Annotated in this window: 13 protein-coding genes and 1 pseudogene; 5 read left to right on the forward strand and 9 right to left on the reverse strand. The window is 61.7% G+C overall.

Features of this window, described 5'->3' with window-relative positions; all coding sequences use genetic code 11:
* From AC1DVE_RS24465 to AC1DVE_RS24475, 3 genes and pseudogenes are all read right to left on the reverse strand, one after another.
* Positions 1-153, reverse strand: a pseudogene (locus AC1DVE_RS24465) (IS110 family transposase); the annotation flags it as partial.
* A 166-nt stretch (positions 154-319) separates the two neighbouring features.
* Positions 320-1,690 (reverse strand): aspartate aminotransferase family protein, encoded by a 1,371-nt coding sequence (locus AC1DVE_RS24470; protein ID WP_223453546.1) that lies wholly within the window; start codon positions 1,688-1,690, stop codon positions 320-322.
* Between the two features lie 21 nt (positions 1,691-1,711).
* Positions 1,712-3,202 (reverse strand): aldehyde dehydrogenase, encoded by a 1,491-nt coding sequence (locus AC1DVE_RS24475; RefSeq protein WP_477784269.1) that lies wholly within the window; start codon positions 3,200-3,202, stop codon positions 1,712-1,714.
* 226 nt (positions 3,203-3,428) lie between these two features.
* On the opposite strand from AC1DVE_RS24475, the gene AC1DVE_RS24480 reads away from it, so the two are divergent.
* Positions 3,429-4,349, forward strand: coding sequence for a LysR family transcriptional regulator (locus AC1DVE_RS24480; RefSeq protein WP_046041711.1), 921 nt, complete (start codon positions 3,429-3,431; stop codon positions 4,347-4,349).
* 55 nt (positions 4,350-4,404) lie between these two features.
* Here the strand turns inward: AC1DVE_RS24480 and hrpB are convergent, their stop codons facing one another.
* A complete protein-coding gene (hrpB, locus tag AC1DVE_RS24485; protein WP_223532900.1) occupies positions 4,405-6,921 on the reverse strand; it encodes an ATP-dependent helicase HrpB in 2,517 nt (838 codons plus the stop codon).
* A gap of 352 nt (positions 6,922-7,273) precedes the next feature.
* Here hrpB and AC1DVE_RS24490 point away from each other — a divergent pair, with 352 nt between their 5' ends.
* Complete coding sequence (locus tag AC1DVE_RS24490; RefSeq protein WP_008022979.1) at positions 7,274-7,693, forward strand: hypothetical protein; 420 nt, start codon at positions 7,274-7,276, stop codon at positions 7,691-7,693.
* Between the two features lie 41 nt (positions 7,694-7,734).
* Positions 7,735-8,631, forward strand: coding sequence for a cation diffusion facilitator family transporter (locus AC1DVE_RS24495; RefSeq protein WP_223453553.1), 897 nt, complete (start codon positions 7,735-7,737; stop codon positions 8,629-8,631).
* Here AC1DVE_RS24495 and AC1DVE_RS24500 read toward each other — a convergent pair.
* Complete coding sequence (locus AC1DVE_RS24500; protein ID WP_477784270.1) at positions 8,625-9,674, reverse strand: DUF6515 family protein; 1,050 nt, start codon at positions 9,672-9,674, stop codon at positions 8,625-8,627. The two genes, AC1DVE_RS24495 and AC1DVE_RS24500, sit on opposite strands and share 7 nt — an antisense overlap.
* Positions 9,675-10,111: 437 nt before the next feature.
* On the opposite strand from AC1DVE_RS24500, the gene AC1DVE_RS24505 reads away from it, so the two are divergent.
* Entirely contained in the window at positions 10,112-10,591 is a 480-nt protein-coding gene (locus tag AC1DVE_RS24505) for an Lrp/AsnC family transcriptional regulator (protein ID WP_007937367.1), read from the forward strand.
* A gap of 243 nt (positions 10,592-10,834) precedes the next feature.
* Positions 10,835-11,044 carry a DUF2788 domain-containing protein gene (locus AC1DVE_RS24510; RefSeq protein WP_003228500.1) on the forward strand — a complete coding sequence of 70 codons (210 nt, stop codon included), beginning with the start codon at positions 10,835-10,837 and terminating at the stop codon, positions 11,042-11,044.
* On the opposite strand, the gene AC1DVE_RS24515 is transcribed toward AC1DVE_RS24510, so the two are convergent.
* From AC1DVE_RS24515 to AC1DVE_RS24530, 4 genes are all read right to left on the reverse strand, one after another.
* The gene (locus AC1DVE_RS24515) at positions 11,039-11,674 is read right to left on the reverse strand and encodes a pseudouridine synthase (RefSeq protein ID WP_223453557.1); all 636 of its coding nucleotides are present in this window, start codon (positions 11,672-11,674) and stop codon (positions 11,039-11,041) included. The two genes, AC1DVE_RS24510 and AC1DVE_RS24515, sit on opposite strands and share 6 nt — an antisense overlap.
* Before the next feature lie 71 nt (positions 11,675-11,745).
* Positions 11,746-13,245: an AMP nucleosidase gene (gene amn / locus AC1DVE_RS24520; RefSeq protein ID WP_223453559.1), complete on the reverse strand. Its 1,500-nt coding sequence runs from the start codon at positions 13,243-13,245 to the stop codon at positions 11,746-11,748.
* Positions 13,246-13,413: 168 nt separating this feature from the next.
* Entirely contained in the window at positions 13,414-15,063 is a 1,650-nt protein-coding gene (locus AC1DVE_RS24525) for an acyl-CoA dehydrogenase family protein (protein WP_223532902.1), read from the reverse strand.
* 95 nt (positions 15,064-15,158) lie between these two features.
* Positions 15,159-17,522, reverse strand: a complete 2,364-nt coding sequence (locus AC1DVE_RS24530) for a hybrid sensor histidine kinase/response regulator (RefSeq protein ID WP_223532904.1) — start codon at positions 17,520-17,522, stop codon at positions 15,159-15,161.
* Positions 17,523-17,916 lie beyond the last annotated feature (394 nt).

Below are 17,916 nucleotides of genomic sequence, written 5' to 3' on the forward strand. Positions count from 1 at the left end.
CGCGATGGTGCAGGGCTCGAGATTTGCCAGGTGCTGCATGAGCGTTACCCGATTGAATTTTTTTCGGTACAGCTCGTGACCACGATCATCCTGTGCATGTAGATGAAAGGTGTGTTTTCCCAAGTCGATGGCGGCAATAGCTACTTTGTTCATGGCAACGATCTCCGATGAGCCCCCTGCGAAAGCTTAGTGGGCGATCACAGGGGGCAGCGGGGGTAGCCATTTCATTAGGGGATCCGTGTCAGACACAAATCCAATGTGGGAGCGGGCTTGCTCCGGGCGGCGTTCCGACGAAGAGGCCCGAGAGAGCGCTACATGATCAGAGCCGGCCGTATTCCTGAGCCGTGCGATCCAGCGCTTTCAGGGTCTTGCTGATCAGCTCATCAATCTCTTCACGACTGGCAATCAACGCCGGCGCCATGATCATCCGGCCCAAGGTCGAGCGAATGATCACCCCTTCCTCGAAACCAATCGTCCGGCAGCGCCAGGCGATGTCGTTCTCCTTGGCGAAACGCTTGCGAGTGGATTTGTCTTCGGCCAGTTGCAGCGCCGCGACCATGCCGGTGCCCTGGATGTCACCCACCAGCGGGTGCTTGCCGAACACTTCGCGCAGGCACTGTTGCAGGTACGGACCGATGTCGTCCTTGACCCGCGTCACCACGCCTTCGTCACGCAGGGCCTTGAGGTTGGCAATCGCCACCGCCGCCGCCACCGGGTGCCCGGAATAGGTCAGGCCGTGGGCAAACACGCCGCCCTGCTCCACCAGCACCGAGGCCATTTTCTTCGACAGGATCAAGCCGCCCATGGGGATGTAGCCCGAGGTCAGGCCCTTGGCGATGGACAGGGTGTCCGGCTCGAAACCGAAGTACTCGTGGGCAAACCATTCGCCGGTACGACCGAAGCCGCCGATCACTTCATCGGCGCACAGCAGCACATCGTACTTGCGGCAGATGCGCTGGATTTCCGGCCAGTAGCTTTCGGGCGGGAAGATCATTCCGCCGGCGCCCTGGAACGGTTCGGCGATAAAGCCCGCGACCTTGTCTGCACCCAGCTCGAGGATCTTCGCTTCCAGTTGCTGCGCCGCGTGCAGGCCGAATTCGGCCGGCGTCAGGTTGCCCTCGTGGGCGAAGAAGTACGGCTCGTCGATGTGTTCGATGTCCGGAATCATGCCGCCCATTTCGTGCATGAACTTCATGCCGCCCAGCGCCGTCGCGGCCAGGGTCGAACCGTGGTAACCGTTCCAGCGGCCGATCATGATTTTCTTCTCGGGCTTGCCGAGCACCTGCCAGTAGCGACGCACCGTGCGGATCAACACCTCGTTGGCTTCGGAACCGGAGTTGGTGTAGATCGCGTGGCTGTAGTGAGCCGGCAGCAGGCTGAACAGCAGCTCGGACAGCTCGATCACCTGCGGGTGGGTGGTGTGGAAAAACATGTTGTAGTACGGCAGCAGTTCCAGTTGCTGGCTCGCCGCGGCGGCCAGGTCCTTGCGCCCGTAACCTAGGTTGGTGCACCACAACCCGGACATGCCATCGAGGTAACGCCGGCCATCGTTGTCCCACAGGTGCAGGCGCTCGCCACGGACCATCACCCGTGGCCCTTCGTCGTTGAGGGCTTTCTGATCGACGAACGCATGGATGTGGTGCGCAGCGTCGGCGGCCTGGTAGTCGCGGGTATCACGTGGTGTGGTCATCGCCAGTTCTCCGTTTTGTTATCAGCGCAATTGAAACCAGGTGGTCTTCAACTGGGTGTATTTATCGAATGAATGCAGGGACAGGTCGCGGCCGAAACCCGACTGTTTGCCACCGCCGAAAGGAACGGTCACGTCCAGCGCATCGACGCTGTTGACCGACACCGTACCGGCCCGCAATTGTCGCGCCACACGGTGGGCGCGGTTGAGGTCATCGGTCCACAGCGAAGCCGCCAGACCGTAGACGCTGTCGTTGGCCAACTGCAAGGCGTGAGCCTCGTCGTCGAATGCCGTAATCGCCAACACCGGGCCGAACACTTCATCGCGAAACAGCGGCATGTCCGGCGTCACGCCGGTGAAAATCGTCGGCTGGATGAAATTGTCCGAGCCATTGAAGATCGATTGCCGACCGCCACAAACCTTGGTCGCGCCTTGCTGTTCGGCCTGCTGGATGAACTTCATGATGCGCGCAGTCTGACGGCTGTCGACGATGGCCCCGACGGCGCTCGACGGGTCCAGCGGATCCCCCGGCAACCAGCGCTCGGCCTGGGCCTTGAGGCGTTCGACGAACTCGTCATGAATCGAGCGTTGCACCAGCAGCCGCGAGTTGGCCGAGCAGACTTCGCCCTGATTGAAGAAGATGCCGAACGCGGCTTTCTCGGCGGCCAGATCCAGGTCCTGACAATCGGCGAACACCAGGTTCGCGCTCTTGCCGCCGCACTCCAGCCACACTTGCTTGAGGTTCGACTGGGCCGAGTACTGCATGAAATATTTGCCGACTTCGGTGGAGCCGGTGAACACCAGGCAATCGACGTCCGGGTGCAGGCCGAGGGCCTTGCCGGTCTGTTCGCCGAGGCCCGGCAGTACGTTGAGTACGCCTGGCGGAATCCCCGCCTCCAGCGCCAGCTCAGCCAGGCGCAGGGCGGAAAACGGCGACTGCTCGGCCGGTTTGAGGATCACCGAGTTACCGGCGGCCAGGGCCGGGGCGAGTTTCCACGCCGCCATGTCCAGAGGGAAATTCCACGGCACCACGGCTGCCACCACGCCCAAGGCTTCACGAGTAATGGTTGCCAGCACGTTCTGCGCACTCGGCGCGACCTGATCGTAGAGTTTGTCGAGGCTTTCGGCGTACCAGCGGAACACTCCCGCGGCACCCGGCACGTCTATGTTGTAGGCATCGGCGACGGGCTTGCCCATGTTCAGCGAATCGAGCAGCGCCAGCTCTTCACGGTTTTCGAGGATCAAGTCGGCCAGGCGCAACAGCACTTGCTTGCGTTCGGTCGGCGAGCGCGCAGCCCAGGTGCCAGCCTCGAAGACCTTCCGTGCATTGTGCACCGCCACGTTCACGTCTTCTTCACCGCAGGCCGCCACGTTGGCCAGGCATTGCCCGGTGGCAGGGTTTATCGCGGCGAAAGTCTGCCCCGATTGCGCCGCGCGGCGCTGGCCGTCGATCACGGCCTGGTCGGGAAACCGCAGGGAAGCGGCCTTGCGTTGCCAATACTCAAGCTCGAACACGTTCAGATGCTCCAGAGGACATTCTTGTGTATTGGATAGTCGCTCAGGCCCGAGCGGTGGAAAACCAGTAAAAATGTGTTCGCAGGCCAAGAAAAAACTACGTAGCCAATCTCCCTTCTGGCGCAGCATGTGGTTATTGTTCAAACACAATAAATCGCTACCCGAGCGGATAGGGGTGGCGCGCAAATTGCCAGGATGCCTGATCCGTTCTCCCCCGAGGTTTGCTGTGGCTGCCTACAATCTGCGTCAACTGAAATACTTCATCACCACCGTCGAGTGTGGCAGCGTCGCCGAGGCCTCGCGCAAGCTGTACATCGCCCAGCCTTCGATCTCCACGGCCATCAAAGGGCTGGAAGACAGCTTCGGCGTGCAACTACTGATTCGTCACCATGCACAGGGCGTGTCATTGACCCCCAGCGGTGCACGTTTCTACCGCAAGGCCCAGGAACTGCTGCGCATGGCCAAGGAGTTCGAGCAGAACGCCCTGGCCGACAACGACGTGGTGTCCGGGCAGATCGATATCGGCTGTTTCGAAACCGTCGCGCCGCTGTATCTGCCGCAATTGATCGCCGGGTTTTCGGCGTTGTACCCGGGGGTGGAAATCCGCATCCGCGACGGCGAGCAACAAGAGTTGGTGCAGGGCCTGACCTCCGGCGCCTTCGATCTGGCGATCCTTTACGAGCACGATCTGGACGGCACCATCGAGACCGAACCGCTGATGCCGGCGCAACGACCTTACGCGCTGCTGCCGGCGGATCACCGCTTTGCCCAGCAGGCGCAGGTGTCGCTGCGGGATCTGTGCCTGGAGCCAATGATTCTTCTGGACGTGCAGCCGAGCCGGACCTACTTCGTCAGCCTGTTCGAAGAGCTGGGCCTGACCCCACGCATCGCCTTCAGCTCGCCATCGATCGAGATGGTGCGCGGCATGGTTGGCCAGGGGTTCGGGTTTTCGATACTGGTGACCAAGCCGCACTCGGAGTGCACCTACGACGGGCAGAAAGTGGTGTGCGTGGACATCGCCGAAGACGTCACCGGATCCGGCCTGGTGGCGGCATGGCTCAAGCGCGGGCAACTGACCAAACCGGCGCAGTTGTTTGCGGACTATTGCCGCGAACAACTGACCGCCAAATCCGAAAATCCACAGTAACCCCTGTGGCGAGGGAGCAAGCTCCCTCGCCACAGGTTGGGTGTTGCCTTGGCGATTATTTACGGGGCTTGATCCGCGCAGTCGCCTCCGCCACCAGCGGATCATCCGGCCAGTAATGCTTCGGATAACGCCCCTTCAAATCCTTCTTCACCTCGGCATAGGTGCTGCGCCAGAAGTTGGCCAGGTCCTGAGTCACCTGCACCGGCCGCCGCGCCGGGGACAACAGATGCAGCTTGACCACCTGCCGGCCCCCGGCGATGCGCGGGGTCTCGGCCAGGCCGAACAACTCCTGCAAACGCACCGCCAGAATCGGCGGCTGTTCGCTGTAGTCCAGACGAATCGAAGAGCCCGACGGTACGCTAAAATGATGCGGCGCCAGCTCGTCCAGCCGCTGCGGCAGCGGCCATGGCAACAGGTTATGGACAATGCTCGACAGGTCCAGGTTGGCAAAGTGACTGAGCCGCGAAACCTTGCCCAGATACGGCATCAGCCAGTGCTCCAGACTCTTGAGCAATGCCGTGTCGCTGACATCCGGCCACTCACTCTCGCCCTTGCCGGCGAGGTCCAGTTGCCGCAACAAGTCGACCCGCGCCTGCCACTGACGCAGCTCCGGGGTCCACGGCAACAGCTCCAGGCCTTTGCGCCGCACCAAGTTCACCAGTGCCTGGCTGCGGGCGGTTTCGTCGAGGCCCGTCAGTGGCTCGCGGCTGAGGATCAGTTCGCCAACCTTGCGCTGACGCTCGGCCCGCAGCACGCCCTCGCGTTCATCCCAATCCAGTTGATCGACGCAGCGCACCTGCTCGGCCAGCACGGAATCGAAGAGCGCCGGATCGAAGTCCGTCGCCAGATAAATCCGCTCCTCACGCTGGCCCTGGCGACTGCCCAGATCGGCGATCACCAGCCACGCTTGCTTCATCAGGCTGTCGGCCTCGGCGAACAGTGCGGCACGTCCGTTGGCCAAGCGATACTCCGCACCACCGGCGCGCCGTTGTTGGGCGACCCGGTCGGGATAGGCCAGCGCCAGTAATGCACCGAGCCAGCGCGGATGATCCGGATCGCTGACCGGCTCCGAGGCTTTACCCCGCAGGTAACCACGATACTGCCGCGCCAGTTGCCGTGCGCGCTGCACGCCCCCCTGGGCACCGCGTGTGGCGCGTTCTTCGCCAGACAGCAGTACCAGTCGGCTGTGCAAGTCCGCCCCGGCACCGCGCAAGATATCGCGCTCGCCGAGCAGTGCCGCGACATCGCAGGCCATATCTGCCAGTCCCAGCGCCTGACCGCGCAACAGCAAATGCGCGATACGCGGATGCGCCGGCAGTTCGGCCATGGCCTGACCGTGGCGGGTCAATGCGTCCCCCTCCAGCGCCCCCAGGCGTTCGAGCAGGTCCTGAGCCTGTGCATAAGCGGCGGCCGGCGGCACGTCGAGCCACACCAGTTGCCCGGGCGTCACGCCCCAACGCCCCAGTTGCAAGGCCAGCCCGGCGAGGTCCGCCGAAAGAATTTCCGCACTGCCGTAGGCCGCCAGTTGCTCGTGCTGATCCTGCGACCACAAGCGATAACACACGCCCGGTTCCAGGCGCCCGGCCCGGCCCGCGCGCTGGGTGGCGCTGGCCTTGGAAATGCGTTGGGTGTCGAGACGGGTCATGCCGCTGCCGGGGTCGAAACGCGGCACCCGCGCCAACCCGGCATCGATCACCACGCGCACGCCGTTGATGGTCAAACTGGTTTCGGCGATGTTGGTGGCCAGCACCACTTTGCGTTTGCCCGCCGGTGCCGGATCGATCGCCGCCCGTTGCGCGGCGAGGTCCAGTTCACCGTGCAACGGACACAACAGAACCTGAGTGTTTTCGCCCAATGCATCGGCCAGTTGCTGATGCACGCGGCGGATTTCAGCCTGCCCCGGCAGGAACACCAGCACGCTGCCGGTCTCGTCGTTCAAGGCTTCAAGGATGGTCTGCACCAGACGCGGCTCGATGAATTCACCGGACTGGAACGGTCGGCCCCAGCGCATCGCCACCGGGTACATGCGCCCTTCGCTGCGCAGGATCGGCGCATCGTCAAGCAACCCGGCCAAGCGTTCGCCTTCGAGCGTGGCGGACATCAAGAGGATTTTCAGCGGCTGATCGTCACGGAACAGTTCCCGACCATTGAGGCTCAGGGCCAGCGCCAGATCAGCGTCGAGGCTGCGTTCGTGAAATTCATCGAAGATCAACAGGCCAACGCCCTCGAGCGCCGGGTCGTCCTGCAAACGCCGGGTGAGGATGCCTTCGGTGACCACTTCGATGCGGGTGTTGGGGCCCACCTTGCTGTCGAGCCGAATGCGATAACCCACGGTTTCGCCGACCTTCTCCCCCAGCTCGCTGGCCAGGCGTTCCGCCGCTGCACGCGCGGCCAACCGGCGGGGTTCGAGCATCAGGATGGTCTGCCCGGCCAGCCACGGTTCGTTGAGCAAGGCCAAAGGCACGCGGGTGGTTTTACCGGCGCCGGGCGGCGCTTCGAGCACGGCTTCGTGGCGTGTAGCGAGGGCTTCACGCAGGGCGGGTAAAACTTCATCGATCGGCAAAGAAATCATGCTGGCTCCCCAGGGCGTGCCCACAGTAAATTGCGAGTCGCGTTGAAGCTGTGGGCGTGCCAGGCAAGGCGCGGGACGCAGGTAAGGGTCGTTTCCTTACCAAGTTCCGCAACGCAGCATGGCGCGTCCACAGCTTCAGCCCGGAGGGCCGAACCCCGATTACATCTGTCAGCCGTTACGCGTTGTTGAACTGAAAAAAACAACGTCCATCCTCAACTTTTTCTGTAGGGGTGAGACGCGGCCGCAATTTACTGTGGGCACGCCCTGCCGGGCCGAGTATAACGGCGAACTGTTTGGCGTAGTCTGGGCTCTAACCAGTAACGTTATTGGCGTTCTACTCAGGAGATTTCATATGCGTGCTCCCTTTCGCCTGATTGGCGGTGTTCTGGTCGCAACCTTGCTGACTCAAGTGACCGCCTGCGGGTCGATTTTCTACCCGGATCGACGTGGCCAGATCGAAGGCAAGATCGACCCGGCCATCGCCGCGCTCGACGCCGTGGGCCTGCTGTTCTACATCATCCCCGGCCTGATCGCGTTTGCTGTGGACTTCGCCACTGGCGCGATTTACTTCGAGCCGGGCAAGACCGCCCAAGTCGACCCGCAAAAACTCAAGGACGCCATCGGTCCCGACGGCAAGGTCGATAACCGCAAGTTGCAGACTATTCTGGAAAGCGAGCTGGGCCGCAGCTTCCCGCTGGACGATCCACGCCTGATCCAGAGCAAAGGCAGCGCCCAGCAACTGGCGATGTTCGGCCTGCAACCAGCCGCGTAATCCCTACACGCGAAAGGACTCTCCAAGGAACGATGGCCTCTATGACCTCCAGCTCCGAACACGCCCGCCTGCTGCGGCTGGCGACCCGTGCCTCGGTGGCGGTGGCGTGCATCCTGATCGTCGCCAAAGCCATCGCCTGGTGGCTGAGCGGCTCGGTGAGCATGCTCGCCGGGCTCACCGACTCGACACTCGACGGTGTCACGTCACTGCTCAACCTGCTGGCGGTGCATTACGCCCTGCGCCCCGCCGACAATGATCATCGCTACGGACACGGCAAGGCCGAGTCGTTGGCGGGTATGGCCCAGGCGTTGTTCATTGGCGGCAGTGCGGTGCTGATTGCGTTGCAGGCCTTTGATCGGCTGAAACATCCCGAACCGGTCGGCGCGCCGTGGATCAGCATCGGTGTGATTGTGTTCTCGCTCGTCCTGACCCTGGCCTTGCTGATGCTGCAACATCGGGTGATCAAGGCCACGGGCTCCAACGCCGTGCGTGCCGACTCGCTGCATTACCGTTCGGACATGTTGCTCAACGGCAGCATTCTGCTGGCGCTGATACTGGCCGGATTTGGCTGGGATCAGGTCGACGCCTGGTTTGGTCTGGGCATCGCCGCTTATATCTTTTGGAGCGCGGTGCAGATCGCCCGAGAGAGTTTTGCAGTGTTGATGGATGAAGAACTGCCACCGGAGGTCAGCCAGCACATGCTGGAGCTGGCGTGCAGCGTACCCGGCGTGTTGGGTGCCCATGACTTGCGTACGCGGATCTCCGGCAACCAGTGGTTTGTGCAGTTGCATCTGGAGTTGCCGGGGGAACTGACACTGTCAGTCGCCCACGGCATCAGCGATCAGGCTGCCGCCGCCATTCACAGCGCCTACCCGCGCGCCGAAGTGCTGGTGCACGCCGACCCGCGGGAAGTGGTGAAAGCCGCCCGGGGTCAGTAAGTCACCTGATAACCGCGACTGCTCAGGCAGTTGCCCTGGGCCTGTCGGTAGGCTTGCACCACCGACGGGTCTAGCTGGTAGGTGGCGGTTCGTGGATCGAAACCACTCTGCTGCACCGCGTATTGATAACACTCGTAACCATCCCGACTGACCTGCTCCGGCGACTGATCGTTGGCCGGATACGCCTCCACGTCATAACCATTGCTGGCGGCTGGTGGTTGCGACTGCGGTTGACCAACCGGCGGCTCGACCACAACGTAGTCCTGAGTGCTTTCCTGATAGGCGTAATACGAACCGGCCGCCAGAAACAGCAGCGCCCCGCCGATCCACACTTGCTGTGCGTAATCAGGCAGGTATCTGACGCGAATTCCGCGCGGTGGCTCCACCACTTCATAGCGCGGACCGAGCGGGCGATACCAGTAACCGCCGGAATAGTAGTAATCCATGCCACGGTAAGGCACGCGGAAGTTGCGTTCGGGGAAGCGGTCGATCACTTGGCCGGGGCGATACCTGGGGCCTGGCCCCCAGCTGTTACCGTATCCACTCGGGCGCCCCTGCATGTGATTGTCATAGGACGGTGCGACTGTGTAGCCATTCCAGCGCTGGTTGTAATCGTTGCGACGCGGCTGGCCCTGGTAGTAACCGCGCTGCGGCTGCTGAGTCTGGCGCACGGTGTCGGGCCGGGGTTGGATTGGCATGTCAGTGGCCGGCAACTGCGGCGGAGGTGGCGGCGAGCGAACCCGGCTGTTGAAATCCGGCGCAGGACGGTTCTGCCACTGGCCATTGTTCTGATGCTGATTCTGGCCGTTGTGCTCGTTCTGGCGGTTGTCGTTGTTCTGCGCACGGGGCTGATTCTGTTGCTGGCCGTTTTGCGGGTGTGGCTGGTTGCTGCCACCATGGCCCTGGTTATCGCCCTGATGCCCACCCTGGCCGTGGTCCCAGTCATCATGGCCACGGTTTTGCGGCTCATCGGCCATCGTTTGCGCGGTGACACTGACACACAGCAAACCAACGCCGGCCAAACGCCAGATGCGCGACTTCATGCTTTTCCTCATTGCGGGTTAGGGCCTGTACATAAGACTGGGAAAGCAGTGGCCGGTTCTGCAACAGGTTATCAGTCACGCAACTTATTTATTGAGGGGCGGGGGGCAAATTCCGCACAAGAAAAAGGGGAGACCCGTCGGCCTCCCCTTAGAGAACTTCGTCCTGGCTCGACACTTGTGGCGTCGGCTCACCTCACGCCGTCTTCTGGACAGTGTGTAGCTCGGGGGCCGGCACATCCCCGGTGGGGGTGGCGACCGCGGCGGGCCTGATTCGGCGAGCCGCACTGGACTGTTTGTCCGAGCAGTGATTCTGGTGATAAGAATAGGCTGGGAGCCCCGGCAGAGGATTGCTAATATTGCTTAATTAAACATCACTTGCGCAATTTTTAACCCCTGATACATAATCCTACGCAATAGTTACGACAAAGGACCGTTTGATGAGCAAGCTCGACCGTTATGACCTGAGTATTCTGGCGGAATTGCAGCGCGACGCACGCATCTCCAACCAGGAGCTGGCCGAGCGCATCGGCCTGTCCCCTTCACCGTGCTCGCGGCGGGTCAAGCAATTGGAAGACGACGGCTACATTTCCCGCCAGGTTGCCCTGCTCGACCGCAAGATGCTCGGCCTGAGCCTGACCGCTTACGTGCTGATCGGCATGGACCGTCACACGCCGGAGCGTTTCGAGAATTTCGAAGCGGCCATCCGTACCCTGCCCCAAGTGCTCGAATGCAGCCTGGTGACCGGGATGGATGCCGACTATCAACTCAAGGTCGTGGTGCCGGACATGGATCACTACCAGAAACTGCTGCTGGGGCATCTGACGCGGATTGAAGGCGTGACCAGTGTGCGTTCGAGTTTTGTGCTGAATCAGGTGTTGAATAGCACCGAACTGCCTTTGACTCATCTGCGTAGCTGATTGTGGCGAGGGGGCTCGTCGGGACGCCGCACCGCCCCGTTCGGCTGCGCAGCAGTCGCAAACTCAGCAAATGCGGCGTGTCAGGTGTAACCTGCTTGCAGATTTTAGGGCTGCTGCGCACCCCAACGGGGGCAAGCCCCCTCGCCACAGGTGCGACACACCGACGCAGGTCAATACAGCGCGAAGCCAGTGAGGCGTATACTCCCCGCGCCCTTTTAGCCACGCCCGCGCTGGAGATGTTCGATGGATCCTGCCGTTTTCGAAGAATGGATGATGACCGGACTGGTCAGCATCCTGATCATTTTCATGGGTTTCATCGTCTGGGATCTGGCGAAGAAGTCCAAGGCCGGGCGCTTTGGCTCGTTCATTCTGTTCTTCGTGCTGGGCCTGGGCGTGGCGGCGTTCATCATCAAGAGCGTGGTGATCGGCCTGATCGAATCCGGCGCCTTATAAGCGCGCCGGCACTTCTTTCCACTGTCCCTGATCGAGCCCTTCGATCGTCCAGTCACCGATTCTGACTCGCACCAGGCGCAATGTCGGCAACCCGACCGCCGCGGTCATGCGCCGCACCTGCCGGTTGCGCCCTTCGCGAATCACCAACTCCAGCCAACTGGTCGGCACGCTTTTACGAAAGCGCACCGGCGGATTGCGTGGCCACAGCTCAGGCTCGTCCAGTTGCCGCGCCTCGGCGGGCAAGGTCATGCCGTCATTCAATTCGACTCCATCACGCAAGCGCTGCAATTGCTCGGCGTCCGGCTCGCCCTCGACCTGCACCCAATAGGTCTTGGCCAGCTTGTGTTTCGGGTCGGCTATCCGCGCCTGAAGCTGGCCGTCGTTGGTCAGCAGCAACAAGCCTTCGCTGTCGCGGTCCAGCCGACCGGCCGGATAGATTCCCGGTACATCGATGTAATCCTTGAGCGTTGCCCGCCCTTCCCCGTCGCTGAATTGCGTCAGCACATCGAAGGGTTTGTTGAACAGGATCAGTTTCGGCTCGGCCGGCGGCGCCTTGGCGACACGACGCGGGGCTGCAGGAGAGGGTTTCGCGCCAGGGCGGCGGGAAACGGGGCGTTGAGGACGGGACATGGCGACGTGAGCATCTAGCGATCAGGGCTGCTAATGCTAGTGCCCTGACCGCCAAATGACCATGACAACCGTTAGCGGAACGGCGGCTCGTCGAAGCTGCGCAGTTTGCGCGAGTGCAGCGAGTTGAGTTCGGTGCGCAACAGATCCACCGCCTCGATACCGATCTTCAAGTGCTGGCTGACCGCGCGCTCATAGAAGGCGTTGGCCGAGCCCGGCAACTTGATTTCGCTGTGCAATGGCTTGTCCGATACGCACAGCAACGTGCCGTACGGCACCCGCAAGCGATAACCCTGGGCGGCGATGGTGCCGCTTTCCATGTCCACCGCCACGGCGCGGGACAGGTTGATCAGCGGCCGCTCCTGCGCCCAGCGCAGCTCCCAGTTACGGTCGTCGTAGGTCAGCACGGTGCCGGTACGCAGGCGTTTCTTCAGTTCGTCACCTTTCTCGCCGGTGACGTTGGCCGCAGCTTGCTGAAGCGCAAGCTGCACTTCGGCCAACGCCGGAATCGGAATGTTCGGCGGCACCACCCGGTCGAGAATCCCGTCGCGACGCATGTAGGCGTGGGCCAGCACGTAGTCGCCAATGGTCTGCGACTGACGCAGGCCGCCGCAGTGACCGATCATCAGCCAGCAATGCGGGCGCAGCACGGCGAGGTGGTCGGTGATGTTCTTGGCGTTGGACGGGCCGACACCGATGTTGACCAGGGTCACGCCGTGGCCATCACTGGCGATCAGGTGATAGGCCGGCATCTGGTAGCGGTGCCAGACCACCCCGGCGGCAATCGCCGAGGCTTCACCGTGATCCATGCTCTTTTCGATGATCACGTTGCCCGGCAGGACCATGCGCACAAAACGCGGATCGCTACGCAATTGTTCCAGACCATGGACGATGAACTGGTCGACGTAGCGGTGATAGTTGGTCAGCAGAATCCAAGGCTGCACATGCCGCCAGTCGCTGCCGGTGTAATGCACCAGTCGGCGCAGGGAGAAATCCACCCGTGCGGCATCGAACAGGGCCAGGGGCAGCGGATCAGTGTTTTCCCAATCGTACAAACCGTCGGCAATGCCGTCGGTCGCCGCCGACAGGTCGGTACTCGGGAACACCCGCGCCAGCACGGCGGCGGTGACGCCGGAACCCGCCAGCTCATCGCCCTGCTCGACCACATACGGATACGGAATGTTCTGCTGGCTGACACCGACTTCCACGGTCACGGTGAAGTCGTGCATCAACGGAACGAGCTGTTCCAGCAGGTATTTACGGAACGCCGACGGATGGGTGACGGTGACGCTGTAGGTGCCCGGCAGCTGGACCTTGGCGTAGGCACGAGTGGTCTGCGGGACTTCGCCCTGACAGAGGTAGGTCAGGCGCAATTCGGGATAGCGGAACATCGAGCGCTGTTCGGCATCGGGTTCGACGCGATTCTTGAGGTAGCGCTTGAGCGCCTGGCTCAGCGCGGTGGTTGCACGATTGTGCAAGAGTGCAAGCCGATCCACGGCTTGCTCGGCGGTTTGAACGACAATAAAAGCTTCGGTCACGATCAGCATCCTGTGTTCTGACTTGCAGACCTTCATCTTGCCTGCATCGTCGCTTCACGGGAACAGTAGTGTGTTGGCAATACATCATTGCGGTATACACAGAACAACTGTGGGAGCGAGCCTGCTCGCGATAGCGGTGTATCAGCCAACACAAATGTTGAATGTTACTCCGTCATCGCGAGCAGGCTCGCTCCTACAGGTTCTTTACAGTGCTTGCGGGGTCGAGCGGGCGACAATGGCTTCCACGTCCAGGCCGCGAGGCAATGCGCCGTACACTCGGCCGCCACCCTCCAGACGGCTGGCGATGAAGGCATCACTGACCAGCGCATTCCCGGCTTCCAGCAACAGCTTGGCCTGCAGGCCCAGCGCGATGTCCTCGGTCAACTGCCGGGCACGGTACTGAATGTCGCTGGTGTCCTTGAAGGCCGCCTGCAACTGGCTGATGTGCGCCGCCAGGCGCTTGTCGCCATGGCCATCGCCCAACTCGCTGAACAGCGCATCGAGCACACCCGGCTCTTTCGACAGGGCACGCAGCACGTCGAGGCACTGCACGTTGCCGGAACCTTCCCACGTCGAATTCACCGGCGCCTCGCGATAAAGCCGCGGCAGGATGCTTTCTTCGACATAACCCGCGCCGCCCATGCATTCGGCCGCTTCGTTGATCATGGCCGGCGCCCGCTTGCAGATCCAGTACTTGCCCACCGCCGTCACCAACCGGGCGAATTTGGCTTCCTGCGAATCGTCCAGATGATCCAGCGCCCGCCCCATGCGCAGGCTCAAGGCAAGGGCTGCTTCGCTTTCCAGCGCCAGATCCGCCAGCACGTTCTGCATCAACGGCTGTTCGCTGAGCAGTTTGCCGCCAACCGAACGGTGAGCACAGTGATGGCTGGCCTGGGTCAGCGCCTGACGCATCAGCGAACTGGAACCGACCATGCAATCGAAACGGGTCATGGCGACCATCTCGATGATCGTCGGAACGCCACGGCCCTCTTCACCGATCATCCACGCCAGTGCGCCACGAAACTCCACTTCGCTGGAGGCGTTGGAGCAATTGCCGAGCTTGTTCTTCAAGCGCTGGATGTAGAACTGATTGCGCGTGTCGTCCGGACGATGGCGCGGCAGCAGGAAACAGGTCAGGCCCTTGTCGGTCTGCGCCAGTGTCAGGAAGGCGTCGCACATCGGCGCCGAGCAAAACCACTTGTGCCCGACCAGTTCATAAGCCTGGCCCGGACCGCTGGCACCGACCGGATACGCCTTGGTGGTATTGGCCCGCACGTCGGTGCCGCCCTGCTTTTCGGTCATGGCCATGCCGATGGTGACTCCGGCCTTGTGAGCCATGCCGACATTGCGCGAGTCGTATTCGGTGGCGAGGATTTTCGGCAGCCACTTTTCCGCCAGGTCCGGTTGCAGGCGCATGGCCGGAACGCTGGCGAAGGTCATGGTCAGCGGGCAGCCACTGCCGGCTTCGGCCTGGCTGTGCAGATACGACATGCTGGCGCGGGCGACATGGGCGCCGTCCTGCGGGTGCGCCCAAGGCAACGAGGTCAAGCCGTGCTCGACCGCCGTGCGCATCAATTGGTGATAGGCCGGATGAAATTCCACCAGGTCGATGCGATGACCGAACCGGTCATGGCTGTTGAACACCGGCTTGTTCTGATTGGCGAGGAACCCGGCTTCCATCAACGGGCCACCGGCCAGCGCGCCGTAGGCGTCGATCCGCGATTCGGCCCAACCGGCCCCGAACCGCCGCGACCATTCCTGCAACGGCAAGTCGATGCGGTACAGGTTGGCGCCGTCCAGTGACGGTGGCTGGTTGGTGACTTCGTGGGTTTCGGCGAACTGATGCAGGTTCATGACAGGGCTCCTTTGGTCGGCCAAGGGACTTCAGTTAAGCACCGCCCCCCGGATGAAAAAAGTGTCATATACGCCTAACTGTCGGCGCTTTCGCCCTATTGCGAGCAGAGCACACGGCGGTAGAGCGCGGCCTGCAAGTCTTCGAATTTCACCGGTTTGCTCAAGTGATCAATCACCGCGCCGATCGAGCAACGCTCACGGTCACCGCCCAGGGCGATCATGAACAGCGGCAGTTCGGTATAACCCGGCAACGCGCGGATCTGGCAGCACACCGACTCATCGCCCTGCAGCGGCAACTGACAATCGACCAGCACTGCGTCAAACACTTCGCGCTGCAAGAGATCGAGCGCAACGTAGGCGCTATCGGCCGTACGCACGCGGAACCCCAGCTTGAGTAACATACCGCGCATCACCAACTGGCTGATGCTGTTGTCATCCACCAACAGCACAGCACAATCCTGAGGCAAGCGCAGGCGCGGAAAATCCCCGGTCATCAACGGCGTCACCGGACGTTCGGCCACCGCCAGCCCAACTTCCACATCCAGCTGAAACCGGCTGCCGCGTCCTGGCTCGGTGCGATGCGTCAGGCGTCCACCCAGCAACTCGATCAACTGTCGGCAAATCGCCAGACCAACACCCAGGCCACCGTATTCACGGGTCATCGAGCCATCGAGCTGGAAGAACCGTTGATACATCGTGGCCTCCCCCAAATCGGTGAAACCAATGCCCGTGTCGATCACCGCAAAGGTCAACGCCAGCCGGTCGGGCTCAATGGCCTTGCCGGTCACCCGCAAGGCCAGGCCACCGATCCGGGTGAACTTGATGGCGTTATCCAGCAGGCATTCCAGGCACTGCGCGATCTTGACGTTGTCGCCGTGCAAACGATCCGGCACACCTGGCGCGACATCGACCTTGAAGTCCAGCGACTTGCTCGATGCGTTGCCCTCGAACTGCGTGCGCAGTGCCTCGACCAGGCCACGCAAGCTGAAGGTGTCGGCCGAGGCCTTGAGCTTGCCGGCCTGCAATTCGGTGAGGGTCAGGATGCCGTTGACCATGCGCATCATGTCCCGTGCCGATCCCGAAGCTGTCTGCTGATACTGCTCGAGCTCCGGGTCCATTTCGACCGTCTGCATCAGTTCCAGCGAACCGATCACACCGTTCATGGGCGTGCGCAGTTCGTGGGTCAGGGTGGCAAGGAACTCGTCCTTGAGCTTGTTGCTGCGAGCCAGTTGCTGGTTGAGGACTTCAAGTTTCTGGCTGGCATCGAACAGGGTTTGTGCCTGCTGCTCGCGCATATCGTTGATGCGGTCGGCCAGCGCCAGGGATAGCAACGCCACTTCGATGGCCGAGCCAATCTGGCTGGAATACATGGTCAGGAACACGTTCGGCAGGTAGCCCAGCACCATCAGCGTATTGACGATGCCGCCGAGCAAAAACGCCGACCAGGCAATGATGAAATACCGCGCCACGCGCAGGCCCCGCAGCCAGGCAAAGATCCCGGCGGCAAAAATCACCACAGTGAATGCCAGCGCCAGGGCCGTGGCCAGGCGCAAGGCCAGGGCGTAGCTGGTCATCAATGACAGGCCGACCACCAGCGCACTAAAGGCAACCAGCGTCAGCAACAAGCGGTCGAGCCAGCGACTGTGGGTAGAAATCTGCAAGAAACTGCGGGCGAACTGACTGCCGAACAGCCCCGCACAGCCGATGAAAAACGGCGTCGCAGCATTAGCCCACCACGGACTGTCCGGCCAGAAATACTGCACGGCCGCACCGTTTACCGACAGCTGATACAAGCCGAACGAGGCGATATAGAAGATGTAGTAGAGGTAACTGGTGTCGCGCACGCTGAGGTAGATGAACAGGTTGTAGACCAGCATCCCCAACAGCACGCCGTAGATCAATCCCAGTACGTAAAGGCGCAAGGGCTGCTCTTCGAGGAAGGCGGTGCTCGACCACAAGGTCACCGGCGCCTGGATCGAGCCTTCGCTTTGCAATCGCAAGAATACGGTTTCGGCCTGGTCAGGTTTGAACGCCAGGTCGAACAAATAGCTGTTCTGACGAATCTCGCGGCTGGCGAACGGCAATGCATCGCCGGTCTGCCTGACCAACTGATAGTTGCCGGCCGCATCGGGCAAATAGAGATCGAGATGATCGAGGGGCGGATAGGCCAGTTCCAGCAGCCAGGTCCGTTGCGCCGCCGGATTGACCGGACGGTAATGCAGGTCGATTTTCAGCCAGAACACTGAACGCGAGTACCCGGCGTTGAGCGTGTCTTTGTGGTGCGGTTTGAAGTTGCCGGCCGCCGCTTGCGCACGGATATCCGCGATGGTCGCCTGACCACCTGCGTCCTCATAGACCTGCAGGGTACGGCCCAAGGGGAGGCTTTGAGTGGACTCATCGAACTCGACGGCGTTTGCCAGGAGGGGCAAACACAACAGCAACATCAGCAAATAGTGCATTGAAGCCCCAGCGTGGCCTGTCCGGTTCTGTCAGGAAGCCCCCCATTCCTTTTGAGCAGACGTAAAACCGGTATTACCTGTTATTGGTTTGGATCCACTCTAGCATAGCCGTTGATAGCCATTAAACACCATTGAAATTTTTCCTAAAAAGGCTCTAGGACGGGCGTCTCAGAGCGACTACCAGAAGGCGTTTTGTGGTTGATGAGTCACCGTGGCGAGGGAGCTTGCTCCCGCTCGAGTGCGAAGCAGTCGTAAATCCAGCCGACTGATGAACCTGACAGTTTGTTGGGGCCGCTTCGCGACCCAACGGGACGGTGCGGCGATCCGACAAGCTCCCTCGCCACAATGCAACAGTCAGGCTGGTTGTCGCTACACCCGAAAAACGTTGTTTGGT

The sequence above is a fragment of the Pseudomonas sp. P4_B4 genome (assembly GCF_056402255.1).